Here is a 21,512-nt window from a genome sequence, read left to right as displayed (position 1 = left end):
TGGCAGAGCCGTCCGACCATGGAAAGGCCGCGGCTCGACCAATGTCCGGCTAAACCGTTCGGGCTTCCGGTCGTAACCGGGATCAGCATGGAACAGCCGAACGCCTCGATCGTCACCGCGAGCCTGCAGCGGGCCTTTGCCCAGCCGGTCGGCCAGGCGCTGCCGCGCGACTTCCTGGCGATGCTGGTGGCACTCGATCGCGCCAAGCAAGGGCGTTGAAATCGTTAACGAAGCTTAACGGATTTCGCCGAACCGACTCGGAAATGCCATGACCTGAATCGGTCCGTTCTGGCGCCGTACAGCGCGCCGACTATATGCTGCGATCGTTCCCCGTTGGAGCATCGCACCCGTGTATTTCGATCGCCGCCTCGAACTTGCGCGCATGACCGACGACGAGCTTTGGAAAGCGCTGGACGAAGCGCTGGCCATGGAGGATTCCAAGCTGGTCTGGCGCGTGGTCGACGAGCTGGAGCGCCGCAACGGACGGGTGGAACTCTAGCGCATCGGGCATGCCAGCGATGCCGCGTCGATCGCGCTCGCCGCGCCCCTCAGGCGGTAGCCGTCGGCGAAGGGATTGCCGTTCGCGCCGACCGCGCTGACGCTCATCGAGCTGCCCGATCGCATCGCCGAGACGATCGCCGCATCCTGTCGCCGGTCGTGCGCCCATGCATCCTGTCCACGTACGATCAGCGGGAATGCGACATTGCCGATGCTGAGCGTCACGGCCGATCCGTCGCGCGTCGGATGACTCAGCCGGATCGCGAGCTGGGCGCGGATGCGCTTGCCCGGCCAACTTGCCACCGAGGCGAAAGCGTCGTGGCCGGCATTGGCACTGTTCGGCGGCGGCTCGGTGATCGCGTAGCAGCGCGACGGCGCGTCCGCCGATCCTTCGCGAAAGGCGCCCCAGGTACGGAAGATCGCGATCGCCGTGCGGTCCGTCGCGGCCGTGGCGACAGCCGGAAGCAGCGCAGCGCATAGGGCAGCACCCAGGATTTCAACCCTTTGGCGCCGCATCTCTTTCCCTCTGTTGCACCCGCACAACATGCCCGCTTCGGTTTATCCAAGGTTCAGGTGGCGAGGCCCAGAGGCGCCGCCCCACGCCACCGGCATCCACAAGCCGGAGCGTCTGAGCAAGGAGTATTTGTATGCGTCGCTTCGCTTTCGCCGCCCTGCTGGCGGCTCCGCTCGCCCTCGCCGCCGTGGCCGCGCCGGCCGCCGCGCAGGATGGCGCCGCGCCGTTCACGGGCGTCCATGTCGATGGCCTTGCCGGCTGGGACGACATCCGCAACCACGGCCACAGCAACGATTTCATGTACGGCATCGGTGGCGGCTACGACGTCGCGATGGGCAACGGCATCCGCGTCGGCATCGACGGCGAGGTCTCCGGTTCGAACAACAAGAGCTGCTACGGCGCCAAGACCGCCGAAGATCCGCGCTTCTGTGCCAAGGCAGCGCGCGATCTCTATGTCGGCGGCCGCGTCGGCAAGGTGGTGGCCGGCGGTCGCGGCCTGCTCTACGCCAGCGCCGGCTACACCAACGCCCGCGTGAAGCTCACCGAGAATGACGGCGACGGCCAGTTCACGCTCGCCCACGACAATCTCGACGGCGTGCGCCTCGGTGTGGGCGGCGAGTATGGCCTGACCCGCAACACCTTCCTCAAGGCCGAGTATCGCTACTCGAACTACGAGCAGGGTTTCACCCGCAACCAGCTGGTCGGCGGCTTCGGCGTGCGCTTCTGAGCCACTGTCCACAGAATCCGACAAAGAGGGGCCGGGCGACGACGTCCGGCCCCTTCCTTAACGCGACTGCCACGCTATAACCGTCCTCCAATCAGCGCTTAAGCGGGGACGGAATGAAGGCGACGATCGAGCGTGCAACGCTTCTCAAGGGGCTGAGCCACGTCCAGTCCGTGGTGGAGCGGCGCAACACCATCCCGATCCTGTCCAACGTGCTGATCGAGGCGGCGGCCGGCGGTGGCCTGAAGCTGATGGCGACCGACCTCGATCTGCAGATCGTCGAGACGATCGATGCGGCGGTCGATGTCGCGGGTGCCACGACGGTTTCGGCCCACACCTTGTTCGAGATCGCGCGCAAGCTGCCCGAAGGCTCGCAGGTCCAGCTCTCGGCCGCCGAGGGTAAGATGCTGGTGACCGCCGGCCGCGCGCGCTTCAACCTCGCGACGCTGCCGCGCGACGACTTCCCGGTGATCGCCGAGGGCGACCTGCCGACGAAATTCGACCTGCCTGCCGCGACGTTGCGCCAGATCATCGACAAGACCCGCTTCGCGATCTCCACCGAGGAGACGCGTTATTATCTGAACGGCATCTACGTCCACGCCGCCGACGAGGCGGACGGCGCGGTGCTCAAGGCGGCCGCCACCGACGGCCACCGCCTCGCACGCGTAACGGTGCCGCAGCCCGAGGGTGCGGCCGGCATGCCGGGTGTCATCATCCCCCGGAAGTGCGTCGGCGAGCTCCGCAAGCTGCTCGACGAAGTCGACGGCTCGGTCGAGGTATCGCTCTCCGGCACCAAGATCCGCTTCGGCCTCGGCACCGCCATCCTGACCTCGAAGCTGATCGACGGCACCTTCCCCGACTATTCGCGCGTCATCCCGACGGGCAACGACAAGCTGCTCAAGATCGACCCGAAGAGCTTCATGGAGGGCGTCGACCGCGTCGCCACCATCGCGTCCGAGAAGACGCGCGCGGTGAAGATGACGCTCGATCGCGACAAGATCACGCTGTCGGTCACCTCGCCCGAGAACGGCACGGCGGCGGAAGAGGTGCCCGGCCTCTATGCGTCGCTGGGTTTCGATATAGGCTTCAACGCCCGCTATCTGATGGACATTCTCGGTCAGATCGAGGGCGACGAGGTGGAGGTCCACCTTGCCGATGCCGCCGCTCCGACGCTGATCCGCGAGGGCGAGAAGGCGCCGGCACTCTACGTGCTGATGCCGATGCGGGTGTAGGACGCGGGCGTTCAAGCTGAACGGGGGTTGCATGGCGCGTTCAGCGTTATGCCAGCGTAACGGAACCAAGATGCCGGCTCTGGATTAAGCTGCGGATCGTCGCAGATATCCTGGGAGTCGAACATATGACCCGCAAGTTCCTGATCGCCGCGCTCGCCGCCGCCGTCGCCACCCCGGTGGCGGTACCCGCGCCGGTGATGGCCGCCCATTATTATCATGGGCATGACCGCCACTATCACTATCGCTGCAAGCGCAGCAAAGGTACCACCGGCCTGCTCGTCGGTGCGGGTGGCGGCGGGCTCGGCGCGGCTGCGCTGGGCGCCGGCCCGGTCGGCATCGCAGCTGGTGTGATCGGCGGCGGCTTGCTCGGCCGTCATCTCGACAAGAAGCACGACGCCGCGCAGAATCGCCGCAACGGCTGCTGATCGAAGGAGCCAATCGGGCCGCCCTCCGTTGTTGCGTTGCACAATGGAGGAGCTTGTCATGGTTCATCGAACGTCCGATTGGCTCAGCCTCTGGACCGCTCCGTTCGAGCTGGCGCGGACGGCCGTCGCCTTCGCGGAGACCGCTGCTCATTCGCAGTCGGTCATTGCGGCGCGCATGCCGATCATCGCCAGCGCGATGGCCTCGCCCTGGACGGCGGACGGTCACGAGCTCGGCCTGATGGTATCCGAAAAGGTTGCCGCCGCCGGTCGCTCTGCCCGATCGCGCAGCGGCGCGCGCCTGCGCTCGGCATTAGGCGGACAGACTCGTGCGCTTGAGGCGCCGTGGATCGGTCCGGCCGCTTGGTTCGACATTGCCGAGCGCAACGTTGCGATCGCGGCCGCGCTGGTCGCGCTGCCGGGCGAAATGCTGAAGCCGTTCCACACGACCGTCACCGCCAACGCCCAGCGCCTGAAGAAGCGCCCTACCTGAGCTCGACGCCCTTCCTTTCCGGCCCCACGAAGGTCCACACCGCCAGCACCACCGCCGTCACGCCGATGACGAGGCCCATGGCGTGCGAATAGCTGGAGGTCTCGGCGATCCCGGTCTGCAGGCGCAGGTTGATCGAGGCGATGAAATTTCCCGCCTGGTAGGCGAAGCCCGGAAACATCCCGCGCGCACCGTCCGGCGCCAGCTCATTGATGTGGACGGGCACCACACCCCACGCGCCCTGCACCGCCACCTGCATCAGGAATGCGCCCACCGCCAGCATCGCCGCCGTGTGGCTGAACGCCCAGAGCGGGATGATCGGCAGTGCAAGCAGAGCGGCGACGATGATCGCCCAGCGGCGGCTGAAGCGATCGGACATGGCCCCGAAGATCAGCCCCCCGGTGATCGCGCCGACGTTCATGATCGCGGTTACCAGCCCGACGGTGTGCGTGTCGAACTTGTGCTCGGTCTGCAGGAAAAGCGGATAGACGTCCTGCGAGCCGTGGCTGAAGAAGTTGAACGCGGCCATCAGCACGACGACGTAGAGCGCCGTCTTCCAATGCTTGATCAGCAGCGCGAAAGGATCGGGACGATCGGCCTTGTGGCGCGCCTCCTCGAAGGCGGGGCTCTCCTTCACCCAGATACGGATCACCACCACCAGCAACGCCGGGATGATTCCGACCATGAACATGCCACGCCAGCCGATCGCGTCGAACAGGAAATAATAGACCACGGCGGCGAGCAGATAGCCACAGGCGTAGCCTTCCTGCAGCAGTCCGGAGATGATCCCGCGCGTCTTGGCCGGCACCGATTCCATGACGAGGCTGGCACCGATTCCCCACTCGCCGCCCATCGCGAAGCCGAACAGGGTGCGAATGACGATTAGCGTCACCAGGCTCGGCGCGAAGGCCGAGGCGAATTCGAAAACGGAGAAGAGCAGAATGTCGATCATCAGTATCGGCCGCCGGCCGAACTTGTCGGCGAGCCAGCCGAATAATAGCGCGCCGAACGGCCGCGCGGCGAGCGTCAGCGTCACCGCCCAGCTCACCGTCTTGGCATCCGTGCCGAACTCGGCAGCGATGGCCTTGACCATGAACACCATCAGGAAGAAATCGAACGCATCTAGCGTCCAGCCTAGGAAACTGGCGATCACCGCGCTCCACTGGCTGCGATCGAGCGTCCTGAGTTCCGCGAGCATTCGGCTCTCCCTGTTCCTGCGCGTCGTGCTGGCATAGACGGGTCGGGCATGTCCGTCACCCGCCTGATCCTCACCGATTTCCGCTCCTACGATGCCGCGACGATCGACGCCGCGCCCGGCTTCGTGGTGCTGACCGGCGAGAATGGCGCGGGCAAGACCAACGCGCTGGAGGCGCTGTCGCTGCTCTCGCCGGGACGCGGCCTGCGCGGCGCAACCTTGTTCGAAATGGCGCGCAGCGACGGGCCGGGCGGTTTCGCGGTGGCGGCGCGGCTGGCGGGCGATGTCGAGATCGGCACCGGCACGACGGCGACAGCCCCCGAGCGGCGGCAGGTGCGGATCAACGGGGCGGGGGCATCGGCCACGTCGCTCTCCGAATGGCTGTCGGTGCTGTGGCTCACTCCGGCGATGGACCGCCTGTTCACCGAAGGCGCGAGCGGACGGCGGCGTTTCCTCGACCGGTTGGTTCTCGCCCTGGAGCCGGGCCACGGCCACCACAGCGCCCGATATGAGGCGGCGATGCGTGCGAGGAACAAGCTGCTGGCAGGGCCTGAGGGCGCTGATCCGATGTGGCTCTCGGCACTCGAGGTCGGCATGAGCGAGCATGGCGAGGCGATCGCGATCGCGCGTGAACGTACCGTCGCGGCTCTGGCCGGGCGCCTGGCCGATCAGCCCGAGGGCCCTTTCGCCCGGGCCGGGCTCGCGTTGGAGGGCTGGCGCGGCATCGATCTGGCAGGGGAACTGCGCATGTCGCGTGGTCGTGATACTGCGGCGGGTCGGGCGCTCGCCGGCCCGCACCGCACCGATCTCGCCGTGACCCATCTCGGCAAGCGTCAGCCTGCCGATCGCTGCTCCACCGGCGAGCAGAAGGCGCTCCTGCTTGGGATCACGCTCGCCCATGCCGATCTCGTCGCTGAGCGTGTCGGACGTCCGCCATTATTGCTGCTGGACGAGGTGGCCGCGCATCTCGATCCGATCCGCCGCGCAGCCCTGTTCGAGCGGCTGGCGGCGACCGGCGGTCAGGTCTGGATGACCGGCACCGAGCAGGCCCTGTTCGAAGGGATCGGCGCCGCCACCCGGCTGACCGTGCGCGCCGGCCGGGTGACGGACGCCTGAAGGCTCAGTTGCCGCCGAACAGGCCGCCGAGCTTGCCCATGATCCCCGATCCCGCATCGCTGTGCAGGATGTTGGAGAATTCCGCGAGACTGCCCTCGCCGCCGATATGGCCGATGATCTGGTTGAGCGTGTCGGTCGGCAGGCCGGTCTGTTGCGCGGCGATCTCCGCCGTGTCGCCTTCCTGCGGATGGGCGACGCCCAGCGCATGCACCGCTTCTTCCACCTTGTCGGCGGGCAGGCCGATCTTGGTGGCGAGGTTCTCGATATCCACATTGCTGCCGATCTGGCCGAGCAGTCCGTCGAGCATTCCCATCACGATTCTCCCGCAAACGAGGAGCCGCCAGCCTAACAGATGCCGCCCGGTTGACGAGTCCCCACCGCGCCGCGCAAAGCCTGCCCCGAGGCGGAGGTGAACGATGGCGGACGCGGGACAGGTGAAGCTCCACGAGAGTTGGCGTGCACCGCTCGCGGGCGAGTTCGCCAGCCCCTACATGGCCGCGCTCCGCCAGTTCCTCGTCGCTGAGAAGGCGGCCGGCAAGCGTATCTTCCCCAGGGGCGGCGAATGGTTCCGCGCGCTCGATCTCACCCCGCTCGATCAGGTGCGCGTCGTGATCCTGGGGCAGGACCCCTATCATGGCCCCGGCCAGGCGCACGGCCTGTGCTTCTCCGTCCAGCCCGGCGTCCGCCCGCCGCCCAGCCTCGTAAACATCTACAAGGAGTTGCACGACGATCTCGGCATCGCGCGGCCCGGCCACGGTTTCCTCGAACATTGGGCAAAGCAGGGCGTGCTGCTGCTCAACTCCGTGCTCACGGTGGAGCAAGGCCTCGCTGCCTCGCACCGCGATCGCGGTTGGGAGACGTTCACCGACGCCGTGATCCGTCTCGTTGCGCAGAAGGAGGAGCCGGTCGTTTTCCTGCTGTGGGGCAGCTACGCGCAGAAGAAAGCCGGTTTCGTGAAGACGGTGGAGCAGGGCGGGCGCCATCTGGTGCTCAAGTCGGCGCACCCTTCACCGCTCTCGGCGCACAACGGTTTTCTGGGTTGCCGGCATTTCTCGAAGGCCAACGCCTTTCTGAAAGCGCGTGGCCGCGAGCCGATCGACTGGTCTCTCCCGGCGGCTTGAGTGCGAGCGGAGATCGATCCGGTTTCGTTTCATTTTCTTCCGTGACATGAATAGAATTTCATCTACACTGAGGATGTAGGCATCAAGTCGGGGGGCTTCGGTGGATCTGTCAGCCGCGCTCGATCTCATCAAGTCCTACGCCAAGATGCATGGCGAAGCTTTTCTTGCATTCTTCAAAAGAGATAGCGCGCAGCGGTGGACATTCGAGCAGGTCTTCACGGGAGGATTGATCTACCTGATCCTCGGCGTGACGCTCCAGGACAGGTTCATATCGGACATCCGCTCGGCCGATATCCAGTGGATCGATCGCGCGCTCGTTGAGGCCGTATTCTGGGTAACGATCGGCATCCTCGTCGAAATCACGCTCAGGCTTATGAGAGCGACGCGCGATCATGGTTTGCTAGTCACCTTCCGCGTGATGCCGATCGCGTTCCTGTGCGGGGCCTATGCGGGTGCGCTCGGCTATCTATTCTGCCGGGGGCTCGCTTTTTTCAATCTCGAATTCAGATATCTGCCGCCGATCGTCAACATGTCTGCCCAATTGACCATCATTGCGGCCTACATGCCGGCCAAGTTTCGCCGCTATTGCGGGCTTCAAAAGGGCAAGAGCATCTCAGCGGCCGCGGTGGTTTTCCTGACGTGCCTAGTAGTGGACAGCGTCGTCGTGTTCGGACCGCTGGTTATGAGCATCCTTTACGGGGGGAAGGTGTGATGCGGATACGGCTTGGCGGTTCGCTGATGCTCGGCGTCGCGACGGTGGCGATACTGGCAAATCCTGCTCCGGCGCTTTCCAGCTCCCGCCAGCCTGCGGGTTCCGACTGTGGAGCGTCCTGCCGCCAGAGCAGCGGTTTCTGGCACTGCTTTTTTTCCGGTATCGTTCACGGGAGCTCGGCTGGCTGCCCTGACCCGGTTCCGCCCGCCCCACCCCCTCCGCCGCCACCACCACCACCACCACCTCCTCCTCCTCCGCCGCCGGCGCCCGCAGCCGGGCCGTTCATCGTCTTCTTCGACTGGGACAACGCGGACATCACGCCCGAGGCGGCGTCTATCCTCGACAATGCCGCGGCGGCGTTCAGCCAGACCGGTAGTGTATCGATCGCGCTCGCCGGCTTCACCGACACGTCCGGCCCGGCCGGCTACAATATGGGCCTCTCGCAGCGCCGGGCGGATTCGGTGAAGGCTTACCTCTCCGCCAAGGGCGTGCCCGACGCGGCCATGACGACCCAAGCCTTCGGAGAAACCCACCTGCTCGTGCAGACGGCGGACGGGGTTCGCCAGCCGATGAACCGCCGGGTGGAAATCACGTTCGGGCCTGGGCCGGGGCAATGAGTAAGCAAGGATGGCACCGGATCCGGCCAAGCCAAATGGTGCCCGGGGACGGAGTCGAACCGCCGACACCGTGATTTTCAGTCACGTGCTCTACCAACTGAGCTACCCGGGCATTCGCATCCGAAGCGAAGCGAGCGGCGCCTATAGAGGCAGGCCGCGCCGCCTGTCCAGCCCCTATTCCTGCTCGTCGGTTTCGACGCGGGGGCCGGGGACGCGGTAGCCTTCGCCCAGCCATTGCAGCAGGTCGCGATCACGGCAGCCCTGGCTGCAGAAGGGGGCGTGGGCGGCGGCGACAGGCTTGCCGCAGACGGGGCACGCTTCCGCCTTGCGGATGGGATCAGGGCTCGACATGCGCGGCCGATATGGCGAGCGCCGGGTCCGCCCGCAAGCCGATCGTGCCGCCGGTGCGCCGCGCGAGTTGCTCCAACCAGCCGGTGCCCATACGGTCGATCACGGGCGGCGCGGCGACGAGCGTGCGCGGGCCGTGGCCGCGCGCGGCGCGGCGCAGGAGCGCCAGCGCGGCGGCGAGCGCCGGATCGGCGCGGACCAGCTCGGGAATGGAGGCGCGCGGACGCGGGCGGACGATCTGGACGAAACCGAAACCGTTGACCGCGGTACGCTCGAAGGGCTGCAGCAGGACGTCGTCGATCGCCTGCGCGGCGGCGGCACGCTCCGCCTTGGAACCGAGGGTCGGCAAGTCGACGCCGATCGATCCGCCGATGGCGAGGCGCCGCACCGACCGCGCCGCAGCCCGCGCGCCGAGGATGGCGAGCTCGGCCGGGGGCAGCGCGCCGTCGACGTCGAACAGCGCCATGGCGGGCGTGGGGGAGAGGCGGAGCGCGCCGCCCGCAAAATCGATCTCGCCGGTTTCGGCCTGCTCGATCAGCTCGGACCAGCCGGCCTGCTCCAGACGATCGGGCTCGTGGGGGGAGAGAATGTGCGCGTCCGGAAAGCGCTCCACCAGCGTCGGCGCAGGGCGTTCCTCCGTCGCGTCGCTGACACGGGCACGAGGAGGCTTGAGACGACCGGGCTCGGGGATCGCCTCGCGGACGATCTCGACCAGCAGCGAGCGTCCCTGCGACAGCCCGCGCGGCACCGCTTCGATCACGGCATCGCCCCGCGCCGTGGAAAGCCACGCTCCGCTGCCGATACGTTCGCCGAGCTTCGCCGTCACCACCGCACCGACGCGCAGGCGGTCATCGAGCCGGTCGATCGCCGCTTCGAGAATATCGTCGCCATCGATCAGGGCGGCGCGATGCTCGCCGATCCCCTGATCGAGAATCCATTCAGCCAAGCCGAACCCCGGCGGCGACGAGCAGCGCGCGCGTCTCGAACAGAGGCAGACCCATCACGCCCGAATGGCTGCCGGCAAGCGTCTTTATGAAGCTCTCGGCATAGCCTTGGATGGCGTAGCCGCCCGCCTTGCCGTGCCATTCGCCGCCGGCGACATAGGTGTCCAGTTCCTCCGGAGAGAGGCGCTTGAACGCGAGCACGCTGGTCGATTCGCGATGGCGGGCGCGGCCTTCGGCGTCAATCAGCGTGACAGTCGAATGGACGCGGTGGCGGCGGCCGGAGAGCAATGTGAGGCACTGGCGCGCGGTGTGCTCGTCCTCGGCCTTTGGCAGGATGCGACGCCCGCAGGCGACGACCGTGTCGGAGGCGAGCACCATTGCACCCGGATGCCGCGCGGCGACCACCGCGGCCTTCTCCGCCGCCAGCCGCCGCGCATGGGGCAGCGGCAGTTCGAGGCGGCGCGGACTCTCGTCGACGTCGGCGGGATCGACCTCATCCGGCACCACGCCGAGGCGAGCCAGAAGCTCCAGCCGGCGCGGACTGGCGGAGGCGAGCACGAAGGTCATGGCGCCCCCGATACGGGATCAGGAGGGGCCGGGGCCGCCGCGGCCGGGCATGAAGCGGTAGGTGATGCGACCCTTGGTGAGATCGTAGGGCGTCAGCTCGACGAGTACCTCGTCGCCGACCAGCACGCGGATGCGGTTCTTGCGCATCTTGCCGGCGGTGTGGCCCAGAATCTCGTGATCGTTTTCGAGCCGCACGCGGAACATGGCGTTGGGCAGGAGCTCCACCACCTGGCCGCGCATCTCGAGCAGTTCTTCTTTCGCCATCAATCCTCTTGTGTCGTCATACGCATAGCTGAACGTGGCCGCGCCCATAGCCGCTGGCGCGCGATAAGGAAAGTGTCGCGCGGGGCGGTCGTTCCGTCGCGTCAAGACGAATTCGCCTTTTCGACGATCTGCTTCATTGCCCAGCAAGCTGCTGGGGAATAAGGCGGTGCCGTCATGCTTGCCCAGAAGACCCGCTATGCGCTGCGTGCGCTGCTCTATCTCGCCGAGGCCGAACCCGGCCGGTCGGTGCAGGTCGCCGATATCGCCGCCACCCAGCAGGTGCCGCGCAAGTATCTGGAGCTGATCCTGCTCGATCTCAAGAAAGCGGGCATGGTGGCTTCGCGGCGCGGACCCGGCGGTGGCTATGTGCTCGCGCGTGCGCCGGCACAGATCAGCTTTGCCGAGGTGATCCGCCTGATGGACGGCCCGCTGGCATTGGTACCGTGCGCCAGCCTCAATTTCTACGCGCGCTGCGGGGATTGCCACGACGAGGCGACCTGCGCGATCCGCAAGGTAATGGCGCAGGTGCGGGTGGAGGCGGACCGCATCCTTTCCGGCACGACGCTGGCCGACGCGGCCGCGATCGAGACGCTGGCGGCCTGAAGGAACCGGAACTCCGTAAAGCGGTTCTTGGCACTGATGAAGTTTTCTACTATTTCCGAGTAGGGGAATAGGAAATAGCGTCCCACCCATCCACAGGGAGGGAGTGCCCATGAACCGCCGTCTGATTCTTGCCGGCCTCGCAGCGTCGCTGATTGTCGGCCCGATCGCCTCATCCGCTGCGCAAGCCGCGCCCGCGCCGGTCGCTTTGCTCAATGTCAGCTATGATCCCACGCGCGAGCTCTACGAGGATATCAACGCTGCCTTCGTCAAGGACTGGAAGGCCAAGACGGGGCAGGATGTCACCATCCGCCAGTCGCACGGCGGGTCCGGCGCGCAGGCGCGGTCCGTCATCGAAGGATCGCCCGCCGACGTGGTGACGCTGGCGCTCGCCTACGACATCGATTCGATCGCATCCAAGGCGCAGCTGTTGCCCACCAACTGGCAGACCCGACTGCCCGATCGCTCGACGCCTTATTACTCCACGATCGTGTTCCTTGTCCGCAAGGGTAACCCCAAGGGCATCAAGGATTGGAGCGATCTGGTCAAGCCGGGCGTGCAGGTAATCACGCCCAACCCCAAGACGAGCGGAGGCGCGCGCTGGAACTATCTGGCGGCCTGGGGCTACGCGACCAAGACCTATCATGGCGATCAGGCCAAGGTCCGCGACTACATGACCAAGCTGCTGCGTAACGTGCCGGTGCTGGATTCCGGCGCGCGCGGATCGACAACGACCTTCGTCGAGCGCGGGCAGGGCGACGTACTGCTCGCCTGGGAGAACGAGGCGTTCCTGGCGGTCAACCAGCTCGGCCAGGGCAAGTTCGACATCGTGGTGCCCTCGGTCTCGATCCGCGCCGAGCCGCCGGTTTCACTCGTCGACAAGAATGTCGACCAGCACGGCACACGGACGGTGGCGACCGCTTACCTCCAGTATCTCTACACGCGGCCCGCGCAGCAGATCATCGCCAAGGACTATTATCGCCCGATCGATCCCGTGGTGGCCAAGCAGTACGCCAGCAAGTTCCCGAAACTGCAGCTCTTCACCATCGATCGCAACTTCGGCGGCTGGGCGAAGGCGCAGGCCGCGCACTTCGCCGACGGCGGATCGTTCGACCAGATCTTCGCCGCCGCAAAGCATTGATGCGTTATATCTAGCGATATACGACGAACGTCGCGGGCCGGAAGCGCGGCCCGCGACCGATAATGATAAAGGGGCTCAAACATGCGAATCCTGCTGCTCGGCGGGGCGTCCTTCGTGGCGCTCGCCGCAACCCCGGCGCTTGCCGCCAAGCCGGTCTCCAACGCCGCGATACTCGCGCGGCTCAACGCGCTTGAAGCCAAGGTCGATGCGCTGGAGGCGGAGAATGCCACGCTGCACCAGCAACTTGACCAGGAACAGGCAACCGTCGCCAACATCCCGTCGCAGGTGACCACCGCGGTGGCCGCCGCCGCGCCTCCTCCGCCTCCACCCGCTCCCGCGCCCAAGCCGCAGACGCAGGTGGCGTGGAACGGCCTCGTGCCGCAATTCACCTCGCCCGACGGCAATTTCAGTTTCAAGCCGCGCGGCATGCTGGAAGTCGACTATGCCGGCTTCAACGAGCGCAAGGGCGGCTACGATTACAACAACGGCACCTCGATCCGTCGCGGCCGCTTCGGCTTCGACGGCACCGCCTACAAGCAGTTCGCCTGGCGCATCGAGGGCGAGTGGGTCGACAACAAGGCCAATCTGCTCGACGCCTATGTCGCTTATACCGGCGTCAAGAACTTCACCTTCACGCTCGGCCAGCTCAAGGTGCCGGCGGGCCTGGAGGCGGACAGCTCGGACGCGTTCAATGAATTCCTCGAACGCGGCATGGCCAACACCGCCTTCGGGCAGGTGGGCGGCGAGCGCCGTGTCGGCGCCACCTTCGCCTACGCCAACCCCTGGCTGACGGCGACCGCCGGCATTTACGGCGCGGGCGAGGCGGTCGACCGCGATGCCGCCTCGCCGGACGAGGTGTGGGGCTATAACGGCCGCGTCACGGTCGAGCCGATCAACGATCCGCGCCACCTGATCCACCTCGGCGCGTCGGCCTATCATGTGAAGGATCTCGATCAGGGCAAGGTGACGCTGCAGGATCGCCCCAACGTGCGCGTCGACGGCGGCTATCTCGTCTCGACCGGCGGCATCTCCAACATCAAGGACGCCACCTTCTACGGGCTGGAAGGGGCCGCCGTGTACGGGCCATTCTCTGTGCAGGGCGAATACAGCCACATGCACCTGAACCGCATCGCCGGGTCGTCTGATCTGAATTTCGACGGCTTCTATGCCTTCGGCAGCCTGTTCCTCACCGGCGAATCGCGGCAGTTCAAGGGTGGGCTGATCGATCGGGTCAAGCCCATCCGTCCCTTTGACCCCTCCAAGGGAAACTGGGGTGCCATCGAGCTGGCGCTGCGCTACGACCGCCTCAATCTGACCGAGCATGATCTGTCGCCGCTGGATCGCGACGGCCATGCGTGGACGGGCGCGGTGAACTGGTACCTGACGGGGAACGTGAAGCTGATGTTCAACTATATCCGCTTCGAGGGGCAGAATTCCCCGCTCGTCGCGGCTCCCGTCGCGATCAACGGCACCACCGCGAAGGGCGATGCCTTCGCGACGAGGCTGCACCTCGACTTCTGATGACCAGCGCGCCGGCTCTCCTTGCCCCCCCCAAAAACAATATGGGCAGGGGGAGCCGGCGCAAACGGGCGCGATCGGCGATGCCCGGGCTCGGGCTGACACTCGGCATGACGCTCCTGTGGCTGGGTCTGCTTGTCCTGCTGCCGATGGCGGCGGTGGTAATCCGATCGATGAGCCTTGGTCCCTCGCACTTCGCCGAGGTGGCGTTCAGCCCGCGCGCACTCGCCGCCTATCGGCTGAGTTTCGGCGCGGCTTTCGGCGCGGCGGCGGTCAACGGCGTATTCGGGACGCTGATCGCGTGGGTGCTGGTGCGCTATTCCTTCCCCGGCAAGCGGCTGGTGAGCGCGCTGGTCGACCTGCCCTTCGCGCTGCCGACGGCGGTCGCGGGCATCGCGCTCACCGCCATCTATTCGAACACCGGCCTCGTCGGCGCCGAGCTGGCGAAGGCCGGCATCAAGATCGCCTACACGCCGGCCGGCGTGGTGGTGGCAATGATCTTCATTGGCCTGCCCTTCGTGGTCCGAACGATCGAGCCGGTGCTGGCCGATCTCGGCAAGGACATCGAGGAAGCGGCGGCGACTCTGGGTGCCGGCCGGATCACGATCTTCCGCCGCGTGCTGCTGCCCGAGATCATGCCGGCGCTGCTGACCGGCTTCGCGCTCGCCTTCGCGCGCGGGGTGGGCGAGTATGGCTCGGTGATCTTCATCGCCGGCAACATGCCCTTTCAGTCCGAGATCGCGCCGCTGCTGATCGTCACCCAGCTCGAGCAGTTCGATTATGAGGGGGCGACGGCGATCGCGGCAGTGATGCTGGTCGTCTCCTTCCTGATGCTGGCGGCGATCAACGCCATCCAGGCGCGCGAGCGCAAGTGGCGGAGCACCGGCCAATGAGGAAGGCGACCACCGAGCCCGCGTCCATTCGCGCGTTGCTGATCGGCATCGCTTTCCTGTGGCTGGCGCTGATCATCTTCCTGCCGCTGGTCGCGGTGTTCAGCCAGGCCTTTGCCAAGGGCTGGAGCTATTTCGTCGCCGCGCTCGTCGAGCCGGACGCCTGGGCCTCGATCAAGCTCACCCTGATCACCGCCGCGATCGTGGTGCCGTTCAACAGTGTGTTCGGCATGGCCGCCGCCTGGGCGATCACCAAGCACGAGTTCCGCGGGCGCCAGCTGCTGATCAACCTGATCGATCTGCCCTTCTCGGTTTCGCCGGTGGTGGCGGGGCTGATGTTCGTGCTGCTGTTCGGCGCCAATGGCTGGTTCGGGCCGTTCCTGATGGCACATGGCATCCGCATCATGTTCGCGGTGCCGGCGATCGTGATCGCGACGAGCTTCGTCACCTTCCCCTTCGTGGCGCGCGAGTTGATCCCGCTGATGACCGCCCAGGGCCGCGCCGAGGAAGAGGCCGCGCTGACGCTGGGCGCCGGCGGCTTCCAGACATTCTGGCACGTGACGCTGCCCAACATCCGCTGGGGCCTGCTCTACGGCGTACTGCTGACCAATGCGCGCGCGATGGGCGAGTTCGGCGCGGTGTCGGTGGTGTCGGGGCACATAAGGGGCCTGACCAACACCATGCCGCTGCACGTCGAAGTGCTCTACAACGAGTATGATTTCACCGCCGCCTTCGCGGTCGCCTCGCTGCTCGCCGGTCTCGCGCTGGTGACGCTCGGCGTGAAGGCGCTGCTCGAATGGCGCTACGCCGACCAGCTCTCGGCGTCGGGACACTGAGATGACCATCACGATCGACCAGATCACCAAGACCTTCGATACCAGCTCGGCGCTGAACGGCGTAAGCTTGGAGATCGCCGATGGCAGCTTCGTCGCGCTGCTCGGCCCCTCGGGATCGGGCAAGACGACTTTGCTCCGGATCATCGCCGGGCTGGAGACGGCGGATTCGGGCCATATCCTGTTCGGCGGCGAGGACGTGACCGATCGATCGGTGCAGGATCGCCGGATCGGCTTCGTCTTCCAGCATTATGCCCTGTTCCGCCATATGACGGTGGCCGAGAACATCGCCTTCGGCCTCACCGTGATGAAGGGCAAGGCGCGCCCGAAGAAGGCGGCGATTGCGGAACGGGTGCAGGAACTGCTCGATCTCGTGCAGCTGCCCGATCTCGGCAAGCGCTTCCCCTCGCAGCTGTCGGGCGGTCAGCGGCAACGCGTGGCGCTGGCCCGCGCACTGGCACGCGATCCCGCCATCTTGTTGCTGGACGAGCCGTTTGGCGCGCTCGACGCCAAGGTGCGTCGCGAATTGCGCGTGGCCCTGCGCGAGATCCACGATCGGGTGGGCCTCACCTCGATCTTCGTCACCCACGACCGCGAGGAGGCCTTCGCGCTCGCCGACAAGGTGGCGATCTTGTCGCAGGGCAAGATCGAGCAATACGATACGCCGAAGCAGGTCGAGCAGAATCCCGCGACGCCGTTCGTGCACGATTTCGTGATCTAGGCCCCCTTCTTCGCTTCCCCGAACCGGAAGCCCACCCACAGCGTCCTAGGCGTCGCGCGCTCGACGACGTCGGCGCCGGAGATGCCCGCCTCCACCCGAGTGTTGGTGACGTTCTCGCCACGCAGCTCGATCGCGAAGCCGTGGGTGATCGGCACCAGCGCGCTGGCATCCAGCGTCACCGCGCCCTTCAGCGTCTCGGTGTTCTGGTCGTCCTCGAACTGCGGTCCGATGTAGCGCACGGTCGCCGCGAGATCGGCGAAGCGCGGCGCCCAGCCGAGCGTGGCGGAGGCGGAATGCTTCGCGGTCTGCGCGGGCCTGAGGCCGTCGATCGGGGTGTCCGATCGGACATGGGCATCGGTGTAGGCGTAGGAGGCCGACAGTCGCCAATCGCGGATCGTCAGGCGGGCATCCAGCTCGACACCCTTCGAATCGACCGCATTCAGGTTCTCGCGCTCCAGGCAGTGGCCGGTCGCGGCGAGACCGGGGCAGAGCGCGTTTCGCGCCGTGCCAGTGATGGTCACGTTGCCGATCGCGTCCGCGAGCCGGTTGGTGAAAACGGTGGCTGCGAAATGGAGGTTGGGCAGCGGATCATAGTCCACCCCCGCATCGAGGCCGCGCAGGCGCTCGGGCGCGAGTGCCGCGTTGGCGACGGTCGAATCCTGGCCGACGCGATAGGGCCTATAGAGCTCGTTGAGTGTCGGCAGGCGCCAGCCGAGATAGGCGGCGCCGCGCAGCGTGATCGCGCCGTCGCCCGGCTTCCAGGCGATGCCGCCGCGCCCCGTCGGCCGCCAGCCGGAGCGGTCGGGATATTCGCGGCTGCTCGCCAGCGGGCCGCCCGCGAAGCTCGCCTGGTGGAGGAAGCCATCCATGATTCGCCAGCGGTCGATCCGGCCGCCTGCGGTCAGCGTCAGGCTGTCGACCGGTTCGGCGCTGGCCTCTGCGAAACCGCCGACGGTCAGCTCGCGCCCGCCCGCCTCACGGTGATTGGCGGGGTCGCCGGCGACATACATGTAGAGCTCGTCGGTCTGGCCTGTGACGTAGCGTGTGTCCGCGCCGGCTCGCAGCTGGATATGCTCGCCGGTCGGCGGCCGGATCTCGAAGCGGCCGCCGAGGCCGGTCGACGGCACGCTATATTGGTCCAAGGTCTGGGTTGCCACCGTCCGCGCCGCATTGATCGAGGCGAAGCCCGCCGAGAATCCGCGCATCTGGATGTAGGCCAGTGCCTCGTAGCCCCACGGGCCGTGGCCGACGAGGCGGAGGCTGGCATCCGCACCCTTCGTGTCGCTGGGCTGGAAGGGCGTGCCGCGTGTGCGGTGATCGGTGAAGAGCAGGCCGGACGCCTGCAGCTCGCTCGATCCCCATATGGGGAAGACGGCACGACCGGAGAGGCTGAACTGGCGATAGGGTGCAGGCTCGTCGACGGGGCCGCGATCCTCCTTCACGATCGGCACGAAGCCGTCCCCGCGCGCGTAGCTGGCCGAAAGGAAGCCATAGCCGCCGCCCATCGTGCTGGAAACGCCGGCATGGGCATCGACCGAATTGCGGCTGCCATAGGCGGCATCCGCCCACACCGGCGCCAGCTGACGCGGCCCGGCGCTGGAAAGCTCGATCGTGCCGGCGAGCGCACCGGGGCCGAACGCGCCCGATCCGCCGCCGCGCGTGACGCGTACCAGGCCGAGCCGCTCCGGATCGATCGCGTCGTAGCTCAGCCAGCCGCCGAACGGATCGGTGAACGGCACGCCGTCCAGCGTCACCAGCGCGCGAGACGAGGCGTTGCCGCCGAGCCCGCGCAAGGTCGCGCCCTGGCTGGTCGGCTGGGCCGAGCGCGAATCCGAGCGGCGGAACTGGGCGAAGCCGGCGACGTCGCGCAGCACGTCCTCCAGCCGCCCACTGGCGACGTCCTGCAACCGGTCGCGATCGATCGTGGCGACGTCATAGGCGGCGTCGCCGGGCGATTGCGGCAGGCTCGCACCCGTCACGACAATCTCCGACGGGAGCGATTGGGCGAAAGCCGGGGCCGAGACGGCAGCGAGGAGGAGCGGGGCGAGGCGGCGCATGGTCATGGCCGATGGCATAGCCGGTGGTTTCTGTCGCGCATCATTGTCCCTTGGGTCGGTGCCGTGGCATCGGAGACATATGGATCGTCGCCTCCCGTTCGCCGGCTTCGTGCTGCTGTCACTCGGGTTGCTGCTGTGGGCGGCGCATCCGGTCGACCTTGCCATCCATCATGTCGCGCTGCTCGACCGTCGGAGCTGGGCCGTGCGGCAGGCGCTATGGTTCACCTCGCTCGGCGGATTGCTGGTGATGGGGCCGGTGGCGCTGCTCGCGGCGGGCGGGCTGTTCTGGCGGAGGCGGGGCGGGGAGGCGCTGTGGCTGGTGCTGACGATCATGAGCGGGCGGCTACTGGTGGAAGGCGTGAAGCTGCTCGTCCAGCGCCCGCGCCCGCCCATCGCGGATCGGCTGGAGTGGGTGACGTCGTGGAGTTTCCCGAGCTCGCACAGCGCGGGGACGATGATGACCTGCGTGGCGCTGTCGATGCTGTGGGGGCGGACGGCGGGATGGATCGCAGCGCTGTTCGCCGCAGTTGCGATCGGCTGGAGCCGTGTGGCGCTCGGCGTCCACTGGCCGAGCGACGTGTTGGCGGGGTGGGGTTTCGGGCTGCTGTGGGTCGGGGCGGCGGTGCGTTGGGCGCCACAGAAAAGCCCTCTCCCGCCTTCGCAGGAGAGGGTGGGGTGAGGGTCTTCTTTTTGAAAGCTGGGTGAAAGATCCAAATAGACCCTCACCCTCCCCACCGCTGCGCGGCGGGGTCCCTCCCTCTCCCGCAAGCGGGAGAGGGCAAATAGTTTAGCCCCCGTGGCTGGCCAGCGCCGCCAGCAGCAGCAGCGCCACGATGTTGGTGATCTTGATCATCGGGTTCACCGCCGGCCCAGCGGTGTCCTTATAGGGATCGCCCACCGTGTCGCCGGTGACGGCGGCCTTGTGGGCCTCCGACCCCTTGCCGCCGTAATTGCCGTCCTCGATATACTTCTTGGCATTGTCCCAAGCACCACCGCCCGAGGTCATCGAGAGCGCCACGAACAGGCCTGAGACGATCACGCCGAGCAGCAGCGCGCCGAGCGCCGCGAAGCCGTTCTCCGGCCCCGCCACCGCGCGGATGACGAAGAACACCACGATCGGCGCCAGCACCGGCAGTAGCGAGGGGATGATCATCTCGCGGATCGCCGCGCGGGTCACGAGATCGACGGTCCGGGCGTAATTCGGGCGCGCCGTCCCTTCCATGATACCGGGATTGTCGCGGAACTGGGCGCGCACCTCTTCCACCACCGCGCCGGCCGCGCGGCCGACGGCGGTCATGCCGAAGGCGCCGAACAGATAGGGCAGCAGCGCGCCCAGCAGCAGCCCGACGATCACGTAGGGGTTGCCCAGCGAGAAATCGACGGTGAGGTTCGGGAAGAAGGTCTTGAGGTCGGTCGTGTAGGCACCGAATAGCACCAGTGCGGCGAGGCCCGCCGAACCGATCGCATAGCCCTTGGTCACCGCCTTGGTGGTGTTGCCCACCGCATCGAGCGCGTCGGTGCGCTGGCGAACCTCGTCCTCCAGATGCGCCATCTCGGCGATGCCGCCGGCATTGTCGGTGACGGGGCCGTAGGCGTCCAGCGCCACGACCATGCCAGCGAGCGCCAGCATCGCGGTCGCGCCGAAGGCGATGCCGAGCAGGCCGGCGAGCTGGTAGGCGACGACCACCGCGATCACGATCACGAGCGTCGGTAGCGCGGTCGCCTCGAGGCTGATCGCGAGGCCCTGGATGACGTTGGTGCCATGGCCGGTCTGCGAGGCAAAGGCGATCGACTTGACCGGGCGATAGTTGGTGCCGGTATAATATTCGGTGATCCAGACGAGCGCGCCGGTGACGGCAAGGCCGACCAGCATCGACCAGAACAGGCTCATGCCGGTGATCGTCGCGCCCGAGACGGTCGTGCCGATCGCGCTGTGGAGATCGCCCAGCGCCCATTGCGTGGCGAAATAGATCGCCGGGATCGAAAGGACCACCGAGATCAGGAAGCCCTTGTAAAGGGCGCCCATGATCGATCCGCCGCCGAGCCGCACGAAGAAGGTACCGATGATCGAGGTGACGATGCACACGCCGCCGACGAGCAAGGGCAGCGACATGAGGTGAAGCGTCGCGTCGGGGCTGGCCCCGGCGGCCGCCAGCGCGATCGTCACCATCGTGACGCCGAGGGTGACGACATAGGTCTCGAACAGATCGGCCGCCATGCCGGCACAGTCGCCGACATTGTCGCCCACGTTGTCGGCGATCACGGCCGGATTGCGGGGATCGTCCTCGGGGATACCGGCCTCGACCTTGCCGACGAGATCGGCGCCGACATCCGCCGCCTTGGTGAAGATGCCGCCGCCCAGACGCGCGAAGATCGAGATCAGCGAGGCGCCGAACGAGAGCGCCACCAGCGCATCGATGATCGTGCGGTCATTGGGGTCGCCCGGCACATGGTGCGCAGGGCCGACGAGATACCAGAAGAACACCGAGATCGCGAGCAGGCCGAGGCCCGCCACCAGCATGCCGGTGATCGCGCCCGACTGGAAGGCGGCGGTGAGGCCCCCCTGCAACGATCCGCGCGCGGCCTCCGCCGTCCGCACGTTGGCGCGCACCGAGATGTTCATCCCGATGAAGCCGGTGACGCCCGACAGCACCGCGCCGGCGACGAAGCCGATCGCGGAGATGAGGCCCAGCGCGAAGAAGATGATGATCGCCATCACCACGCCGACGATCGCGATGGTGGTGTACTGGCGCGCGAGATAGGCCTTGGCGCCTTCCTGGATGGCGCCGGCGATCTCGACCATGCGGGGATTGCCGGCGGGAAGCCGCAACAGGATCTGGCTGGTGACGAGGCCGTAGAGCACGGCCAATATCCCGCAGGCGATGGCCACATAGACGACGATCATAGGCAAGTCCTTCCTAAGACAGGCCTTCGTCTTTGATGTCGCCGCTGCCCCGTTTGCCGGGGTCGGCTGGCGCAAAGGCCTTC

Annotated in this window: 26 protein-coding genes and 1 tRNA gene; 17 read left to right on the top strand and 10 right to left on the bottom strand. The window is 66.9% G+C overall.

Annotated features, from left to right (window positions below; translation table 11 throughout):
* Positions 1-87 precede the first annotated feature (87 nt).
* Both HZF05_RS22170 and HZF05_RS14835 read left to right on the top strand, forming a co-directional pair.
* The gene (locus tag HZF05_RS22170; RefSeq protein ID WP_281367522.1) at positions 88-219 is read left to right on the top strand and encodes a hypothetical protein; all 132 of its coding nucleotides are present in this window, start codon (positions 88-90) and stop codon (positions 217-219) included.
* A gap of 130 nt (positions 220-349) precedes the next feature.
* The gene (locus tag HZF05_RS14835) at positions 350-499 is read left to right on the top strand and encodes a hypothetical protein (RefSeq protein WP_160365350.1); all 150 of its coding nucleotides are present in this window, start codon (positions 350-352) and stop codon (positions 497-499) included.
* Here HZF05_RS14835 and HZF05_RS14830 read toward each other — a convergent pair.
* Positions 496-1,014: a hypothetical protein gene (locus HZF05_RS14830; RefSeq protein WP_160365349.1), complete on the bottom strand. Its 519-nt coding sequence runs from the start codon at positions 1,012-1,014 to the stop codon at positions 496-498. The two genes, HZF05_RS14835 and HZF05_RS14830, sit on opposite strands and share 4 nt — an antisense overlap.
* Before the next feature lie 131 nt (positions 1,015-1,145).
* Here HZF05_RS14830 and HZF05_RS14825 point away from each other — a divergent pair, with 131 nt between their 5' ends.
* The 4 genes from HZF05_RS14825 (at position 1,146) to HZF05_RS14810 (ending at position 3,883) form a co-directional block, all read left to right on the top strand.
* Positions 1,146-1,739, top strand: a complete 594-nt coding sequence (locus tag HZF05_RS14825) for an outer membrane protein (RefSeq protein ID WP_160365348.1) — start codon at positions 1,146-1,148, stop codon at positions 1,737-1,739.
* Positions 1,740-1,852: 113 nt separating this feature from the next.
* Positions 1,853-2,968 (top strand): DNA polymerase III subunit beta, encoded by a 1,116-nt coding sequence (gene dnaN / locus HZF05_RS14820; RefSeq protein ID WP_160365347.1) that lies wholly within the window; start codon positions 1,853-1,855, stop codon positions 2,966-2,968.
* A gap of 125 nt (positions 2,969-3,093) precedes the next feature.
* A complete protein-coding gene (locus HZF05_RS14815; RefSeq protein ID WP_160365346.1) occupies positions 3,094-3,393 on the top strand; it encodes a hypothetical protein in 300 nt (99 codons plus the stop codon).
* Between the two features lie 58 nt (positions 3,394-3,451).
* Complete coding sequence (locus tag HZF05_RS14810) at positions 3,452-3,883, top strand: hypothetical protein (protein ID WP_160365345.1); 432 nt, start codon at positions 3,452-3,454, stop codon at positions 3,881-3,883.
* Here HZF05_RS14810 and HZF05_RS14805 read toward each other — a convergent pair.
* Positions 3,876-5,078, bottom strand: coding sequence for an MFS transporter (locus HZF05_RS14805; protein ID WP_160365344.1), 1,203 nt, complete (start codon positions 5,076-5,078; stop codon positions 3,876-3,878). The genes HZF05_RS14810 and HZF05_RS14805 overlap by 8 nt on opposite strands.
* Before the next feature lie 48 nt (positions 5,079-5,126).
* Here HZF05_RS14805 and recF point away from each other — a divergent pair, with 48 nt between their 5' ends.
* Entirely contained in the window at positions 5,127-6,191 is a 1,065-nt protein-coding gene (gene recF, locus HZF05_RS14800) for a DNA replication/repair protein RecF (RefSeq protein WP_160365343.1), read from the top strand.
* A 4-nt stretch (positions 6,192-6,195) separates the two neighbouring features.
* Here recF and HZF05_RS14795 read toward each other — a convergent pair whose 3' ends face one another.
* Positions 6,196-6,504, bottom strand: a complete 309-nt coding sequence (locus tag HZF05_RS14795; protein WP_181638888.1) for a hypothetical protein — start codon at positions 6,502-6,504, stop codon at positions 6,196-6,198.
* 103 nt (positions 6,505-6,607) lie between these two features.
* Between HZF05_RS14795 and ung the strand changes: the two genes are divergently transcribed.
* The 3 genes from ung to HZF05_RS14780 all read left to right on the top strand — a co-directional run bounded on the left by ung (position 6,608) and on the right by HZF05_RS14780 (position 8,641).
* Positions 6,608-7,312, top strand: coding sequence for a uracil-DNA glycosylase (gene ung, locus HZF05_RS14790; RefSeq protein ID WP_160365341.1), 705 nt, complete (start codon positions 6,608-6,610; stop codon positions 7,310-7,312).
* 100 nt (positions 7,313-7,412) lie between these two features.
* A complete protein-coding gene (locus HZF05_RS14785; protein WP_160365340.1) occupies positions 7,413-8,024 on the top strand; it encodes a hypothetical protein in 612 nt (203 codons plus the stop codon).
* Entirely contained in the window at positions 8,024-8,641 is a 618-nt protein-coding gene (locus HZF05_RS14780; RefSeq protein WP_181638887.1) for an OmpA family protein, read from the top strand. The genes HZF05_RS14785 and HZF05_RS14780 overlap by 1 nt, the downstream gene beginning before the upstream one ends.
* Positions 8,642-8,677: 36 nt before the next feature.
* Here the strand turns inward: HZF05_RS14780 and HZF05_RS14775 are convergent.
* The 5 genes from HZF05_RS14775 to infA form a co-directional block, all read right to left on the bottom strand.
* Positions 8,678-8,753: transfer RNA gene (locus HZF05_RS14775), tRNA-Phe, on the bottom strand.
* Positions 8,754-8,815: 62 nt separating this feature from the next.
* On the bottom strand, positions 8,816-8,992 hold the full coding sequence (locus HZF05_RS14770; protein ID WP_181638886.1) for a DNA gyrase inhibitor YacG: 177 nt from the start codon (positions 8,990-8,992) through the stop codon (positions 8,816-8,818).
* Positions 8,979-9,935 (bottom strand): ribonuclease, encoded by a 957-nt coding sequence (locus HZF05_RS14765; RefSeq protein WP_160365339.1) that lies wholly within the window; start codon positions 9,933-9,935, stop codon positions 8,979-8,981. Before HZF05_RS14765 ends, HZF05_RS14770 begins: the two co-directional genes overlap by 14 nt.
* Positions 9,928-10,500 (bottom strand): Maf family protein, encoded by a 573-nt coding sequence (locus tag HZF05_RS14760; protein WP_160365338.1) that lies wholly within the window; start codon positions 10,498-10,500, stop codon positions 9,928-9,930. Before HZF05_RS14760 ends, HZF05_RS14765 begins: the two co-directional genes overlap by 8 nt.
* 18 nt (positions 10,501-10,518) lie before the next feature.
* Complete coding sequence (infA, locus tag HZF05_RS14755; RefSeq protein ID WP_022685627.1) at positions 10,519-10,764, bottom strand: translation initiation factor IF-1; 246 nt, start codon at positions 10,762-10,764, stop codon at positions 10,519-10,521.
* A 174-nt stretch (positions 10,765-10,938) separates the two neighbouring features.
* On the opposite strand from infA, the gene HZF05_RS14750 reads away from it, so the two are divergent.
* From HZF05_RS14750 to HZF05_RS14725, 6 genes are all read left to right on the top strand, one after another.
* Positions 10,939-11,367, top strand: a complete 429-nt coding sequence (locus HZF05_RS14750) for an RrF2 family transcriptional regulator (RefSeq protein ID WP_160365337.1) — start codon at positions 10,939-10,941, stop codon at positions 11,365-11,367.
* A gap of 109 nt (positions 11,368-11,476) precedes the next feature.
* Complete coding sequence (locus tag HZF05_RS14745) at positions 11,477-12,505, top strand: sulfate ABC transporter substrate-binding protein (protein ID WP_160365336.1); 1,029 nt, start codon at positions 11,477-11,479, stop codon at positions 12,503-12,505.
* 81 nt (positions 12,506-12,586) lie between these two features.
* The gene (locus HZF05_RS14740; protein WP_160365335.1) at positions 12,587-14,026 is read left to right on the top strand and encodes a porin; all 1,440 of its coding nucleotides are present in this window, start codon (positions 12,587-12,589) and stop codon (positions 14,024-14,026) included.
* 80 nt (positions 14,027-14,106) lie between these two features.
* Positions 14,107-14,916, top strand: a complete 810-nt coding sequence (gene cysT, locus HZF05_RS14735; RefSeq protein ID WP_246332025.1) for a sulfate ABC transporter permease subunit CysT — start codon at positions 14,107-14,109, stop codon at positions 14,914-14,916.
* Positions 14,913-15,749: a sulfate ABC transporter permease subunit CysW gene (gene cysW, locus HZF05_RS14730; protein ID WP_160365333.1), complete on the top strand. Its 837-nt coding sequence runs from the start codon at positions 14,913-14,915 to the stop codon at positions 15,747-15,749. Before cysT ends, cysW begins: the two co-directional genes overlap by 4 nt.
* Before the next feature lies 1 nt (position 15,750).
* Positions 15,751-16,467 carry a sulfate/molybdate ABC transporter ATP-binding protein gene (locus HZF05_RS14725; protein ID WP_160365332.1) on the top strand — a complete coding sequence of 239 codons (717 nt, stop codon included), beginning with the start codon at positions 15,751-15,753 and terminating at the stop codon, positions 16,465-16,467.
* Here HZF05_RS14725 and HZF05_RS14720 read toward each other — a convergent pair.
* The gene (locus tag HZF05_RS14720; protein ID WP_343046895.1) at positions 16,464-18,530 is read right to left on the bottom strand and encodes a TonB-dependent receptor; all 2,067 of its coding nucleotides are present in this window, start codon (positions 18,528-18,530) and stop codon (positions 16,464-16,466) included. The genes HZF05_RS14725 and HZF05_RS14720 overlap by 4 nt on opposite strands.
* 73 nt (positions 18,531-18,603) lie before the next feature.
* Between HZF05_RS14720 and HZF05_RS14715 the strand changes: the two genes are divergently transcribed.
* Positions 18,604-19,203 carry a phosphatase PAP2 family protein gene (locus HZF05_RS14715; protein ID WP_160365331.1) on the top strand — a complete coding sequence of 200 codons (600 nt, stop codon included), beginning with the start codon at positions 18,604-18,606 and terminating at the stop codon, positions 19,201-19,203.
* 108 nt (positions 19,204-19,311) lie between these two features.
* Here the strand turns inward: HZF05_RS14715 and HZF05_RS14710 are convergent, their stop codons facing one another.
* On the bottom strand, positions 19,312-21,429 hold the full coding sequence (locus tag HZF05_RS14710) for a sodium-translocating pyrophosphatase (protein WP_160365330.1): 2,118 nt from the start codon (positions 21,427-21,429) through the stop codon (positions 19,312-19,314).
* Positions 21,430-21,512 lie beyond the last annotated feature (83 nt).

This window comes from Sphingomonas chungangi (assembly GCF_013778325.1).
GTDB classification, from domain to species: Bacteria; Pseudomonadota; Alphaproteobacteria; order Sphingomonadales; family Sphingomonadaceae; genus Solisphingomonas; species Solisphingomonas chungangi.
Note: the sequence above shows the minus strand (reverse complement) of the source record. Positions and strands in the feature narration are given on the sequence as shown.

Coding starts and splice junctions, on each gene's coding strand:
- HZF05_RS22170 (WP_281367522.1), top strand. CDS start 88: ATGGAACAGCCGAACGCCTCGATCGTCACCGCGAGCCTGCAGCGGGCC.
- HZF05_RS14830 (WP_160365349.1), bottom strand. CDS start 1,014: ATGCGGCGCCAAAGGGTTGAAATCCTGGGTGCTGCCCTATGCGCTGCG.
- HZF05_RS14825 (WP_160365348.1), top strand. CDS start 1,146: ATGCGTCGCTTCGCTTTCGCCGCCCTGCTGGCGGCTCCGCTCGCCCTC.
- dnaN (WP_160365347.1), top strand. CDS start 1,853: ATGAAGGCGACGATCGAGCGTGCAACGCTTCTCAAGGGGCTGAGCCAC.
- HZF05_RS14815 (WP_160365346.1), top strand. CDS start 3,094: ATGACCCGCAAGTTCCTGATCGCCGCGCTCGCCGCCGCCGTCGCCACC.
- HZF05_RS14810 (WP_160365345.1), top strand. CDS start 3,452: ATGGTTCATCGAACGTCCGATTGGCTCAGCCTCTGGACCGCTCCGTTC.
- HZF05_RS14805 (WP_160365344.1), bottom strand. CDS start 5,078: ATGCTCGCGGAACTCAGGACGCTCGATCGCAGCCAGTGGAGCGCGGTG.
- recF (WP_160365343.1), top strand. CDS start 5,127: ATGTCCGTCACCCGCCTGATCCTCACCGATTTCCGCTCCTACGATGCC.
- HZF05_RS14795 (WP_181638888.1), bottom strand. CDS start 6,504: ATGGGAATGCTCGACGGACTGCTCGGCCAGATCGGCAGCAATGTGGAT.
- ung (WP_160365341.1), top strand. CDS start 6,608: ATGGCGGACGCGGGACAGGTGAAGCTCCACGAGAGTTGGCGTGCACCG.
- HZF05_RS14780 (WP_181638887.1), top strand. CDS start 8,024: ATGCGGATACGGCTTGGCGGTTCGCTGATGCTCGGCGTCGCGACGGTG.
- HZF05_RS14770 (WP_181638886.1), bottom strand. CDS start 8,992: ATGTCGAGCCCTGATCCCATCCGCAAGGCGGAAGCGTGCCCCGTCTGC.
- HZF05_RS14760 (WP_160365338.1), bottom strand. CDS start 10,500: ATGACCTTCGTGCTCGCCTCCGCCAGTCCGCGCCGGCTGGAGCTTCTG.
- infA (WP_022685627.1), bottom strand. CDS start 10,764: ATGGCGAAAGAAGAACTGCTCGAGATGCGCGGCCAGGTGGTGGAGCTC.
- HZF05_RS14750 (WP_160365337.1), top strand. CDS start 10,939: ATGCTTGCCCAGAAGACCCGCTATGCGCTGCGTGCGCTGCTCTATCTC.
- HZF05_RS14745 (WP_160365336.1), top strand. CDS start 11,477: ATGAACCGCCGTCTGATTCTTGCCGGCCTCGCAGCGTCGCTGATTGTC.
- HZF05_RS14740 (WP_160365335.1), top strand. CDS start 12,587: ATGCGAATCCTGCTGCTCGGCGGGGCGTCCTTCGTGGCGCTCGCCGCA.
- cysT (WP_246332025.1), top strand. CDS start 14,107: ATGCCCGGGCTCGGGCTGACACTCGGCATGACGCTCCTGTGGCTGGGT.
- cysW (WP_160365333.1), top strand. CDS start 14,913: ATGAGGAAGGCGACCACCGAGCCCGCGTCCATTCGCGCGTTGCTGATC.
- HZF05_RS14725 (WP_160365332.1), top strand. CDS start 15,751: ATGACCATCACGATCGACCAGATCACCAAGACCTTCGATACCAGCTCG.
- HZF05_RS14720 (WP_343046895.1), bottom strand. CDS start 18,530: ATGACCATGCGCCGCCTCGCCCCGCTCCTCCTCGCTGCCGTCTCGGCC.
- HZF05_RS14715 (WP_160365331.1), top strand. CDS start 18,604: ATGGATCGTCGCCTCCCGTTCGCCGGCTTCGTGCTGCTGTCACTCGGG.
- HZF05_RS14710 (WP_160365330.1), bottom strand. CDS start 21,429: ATGATCGTCGTCTATGTGGCCATCGCCTGCGGGATATTGGCCGTGCTC.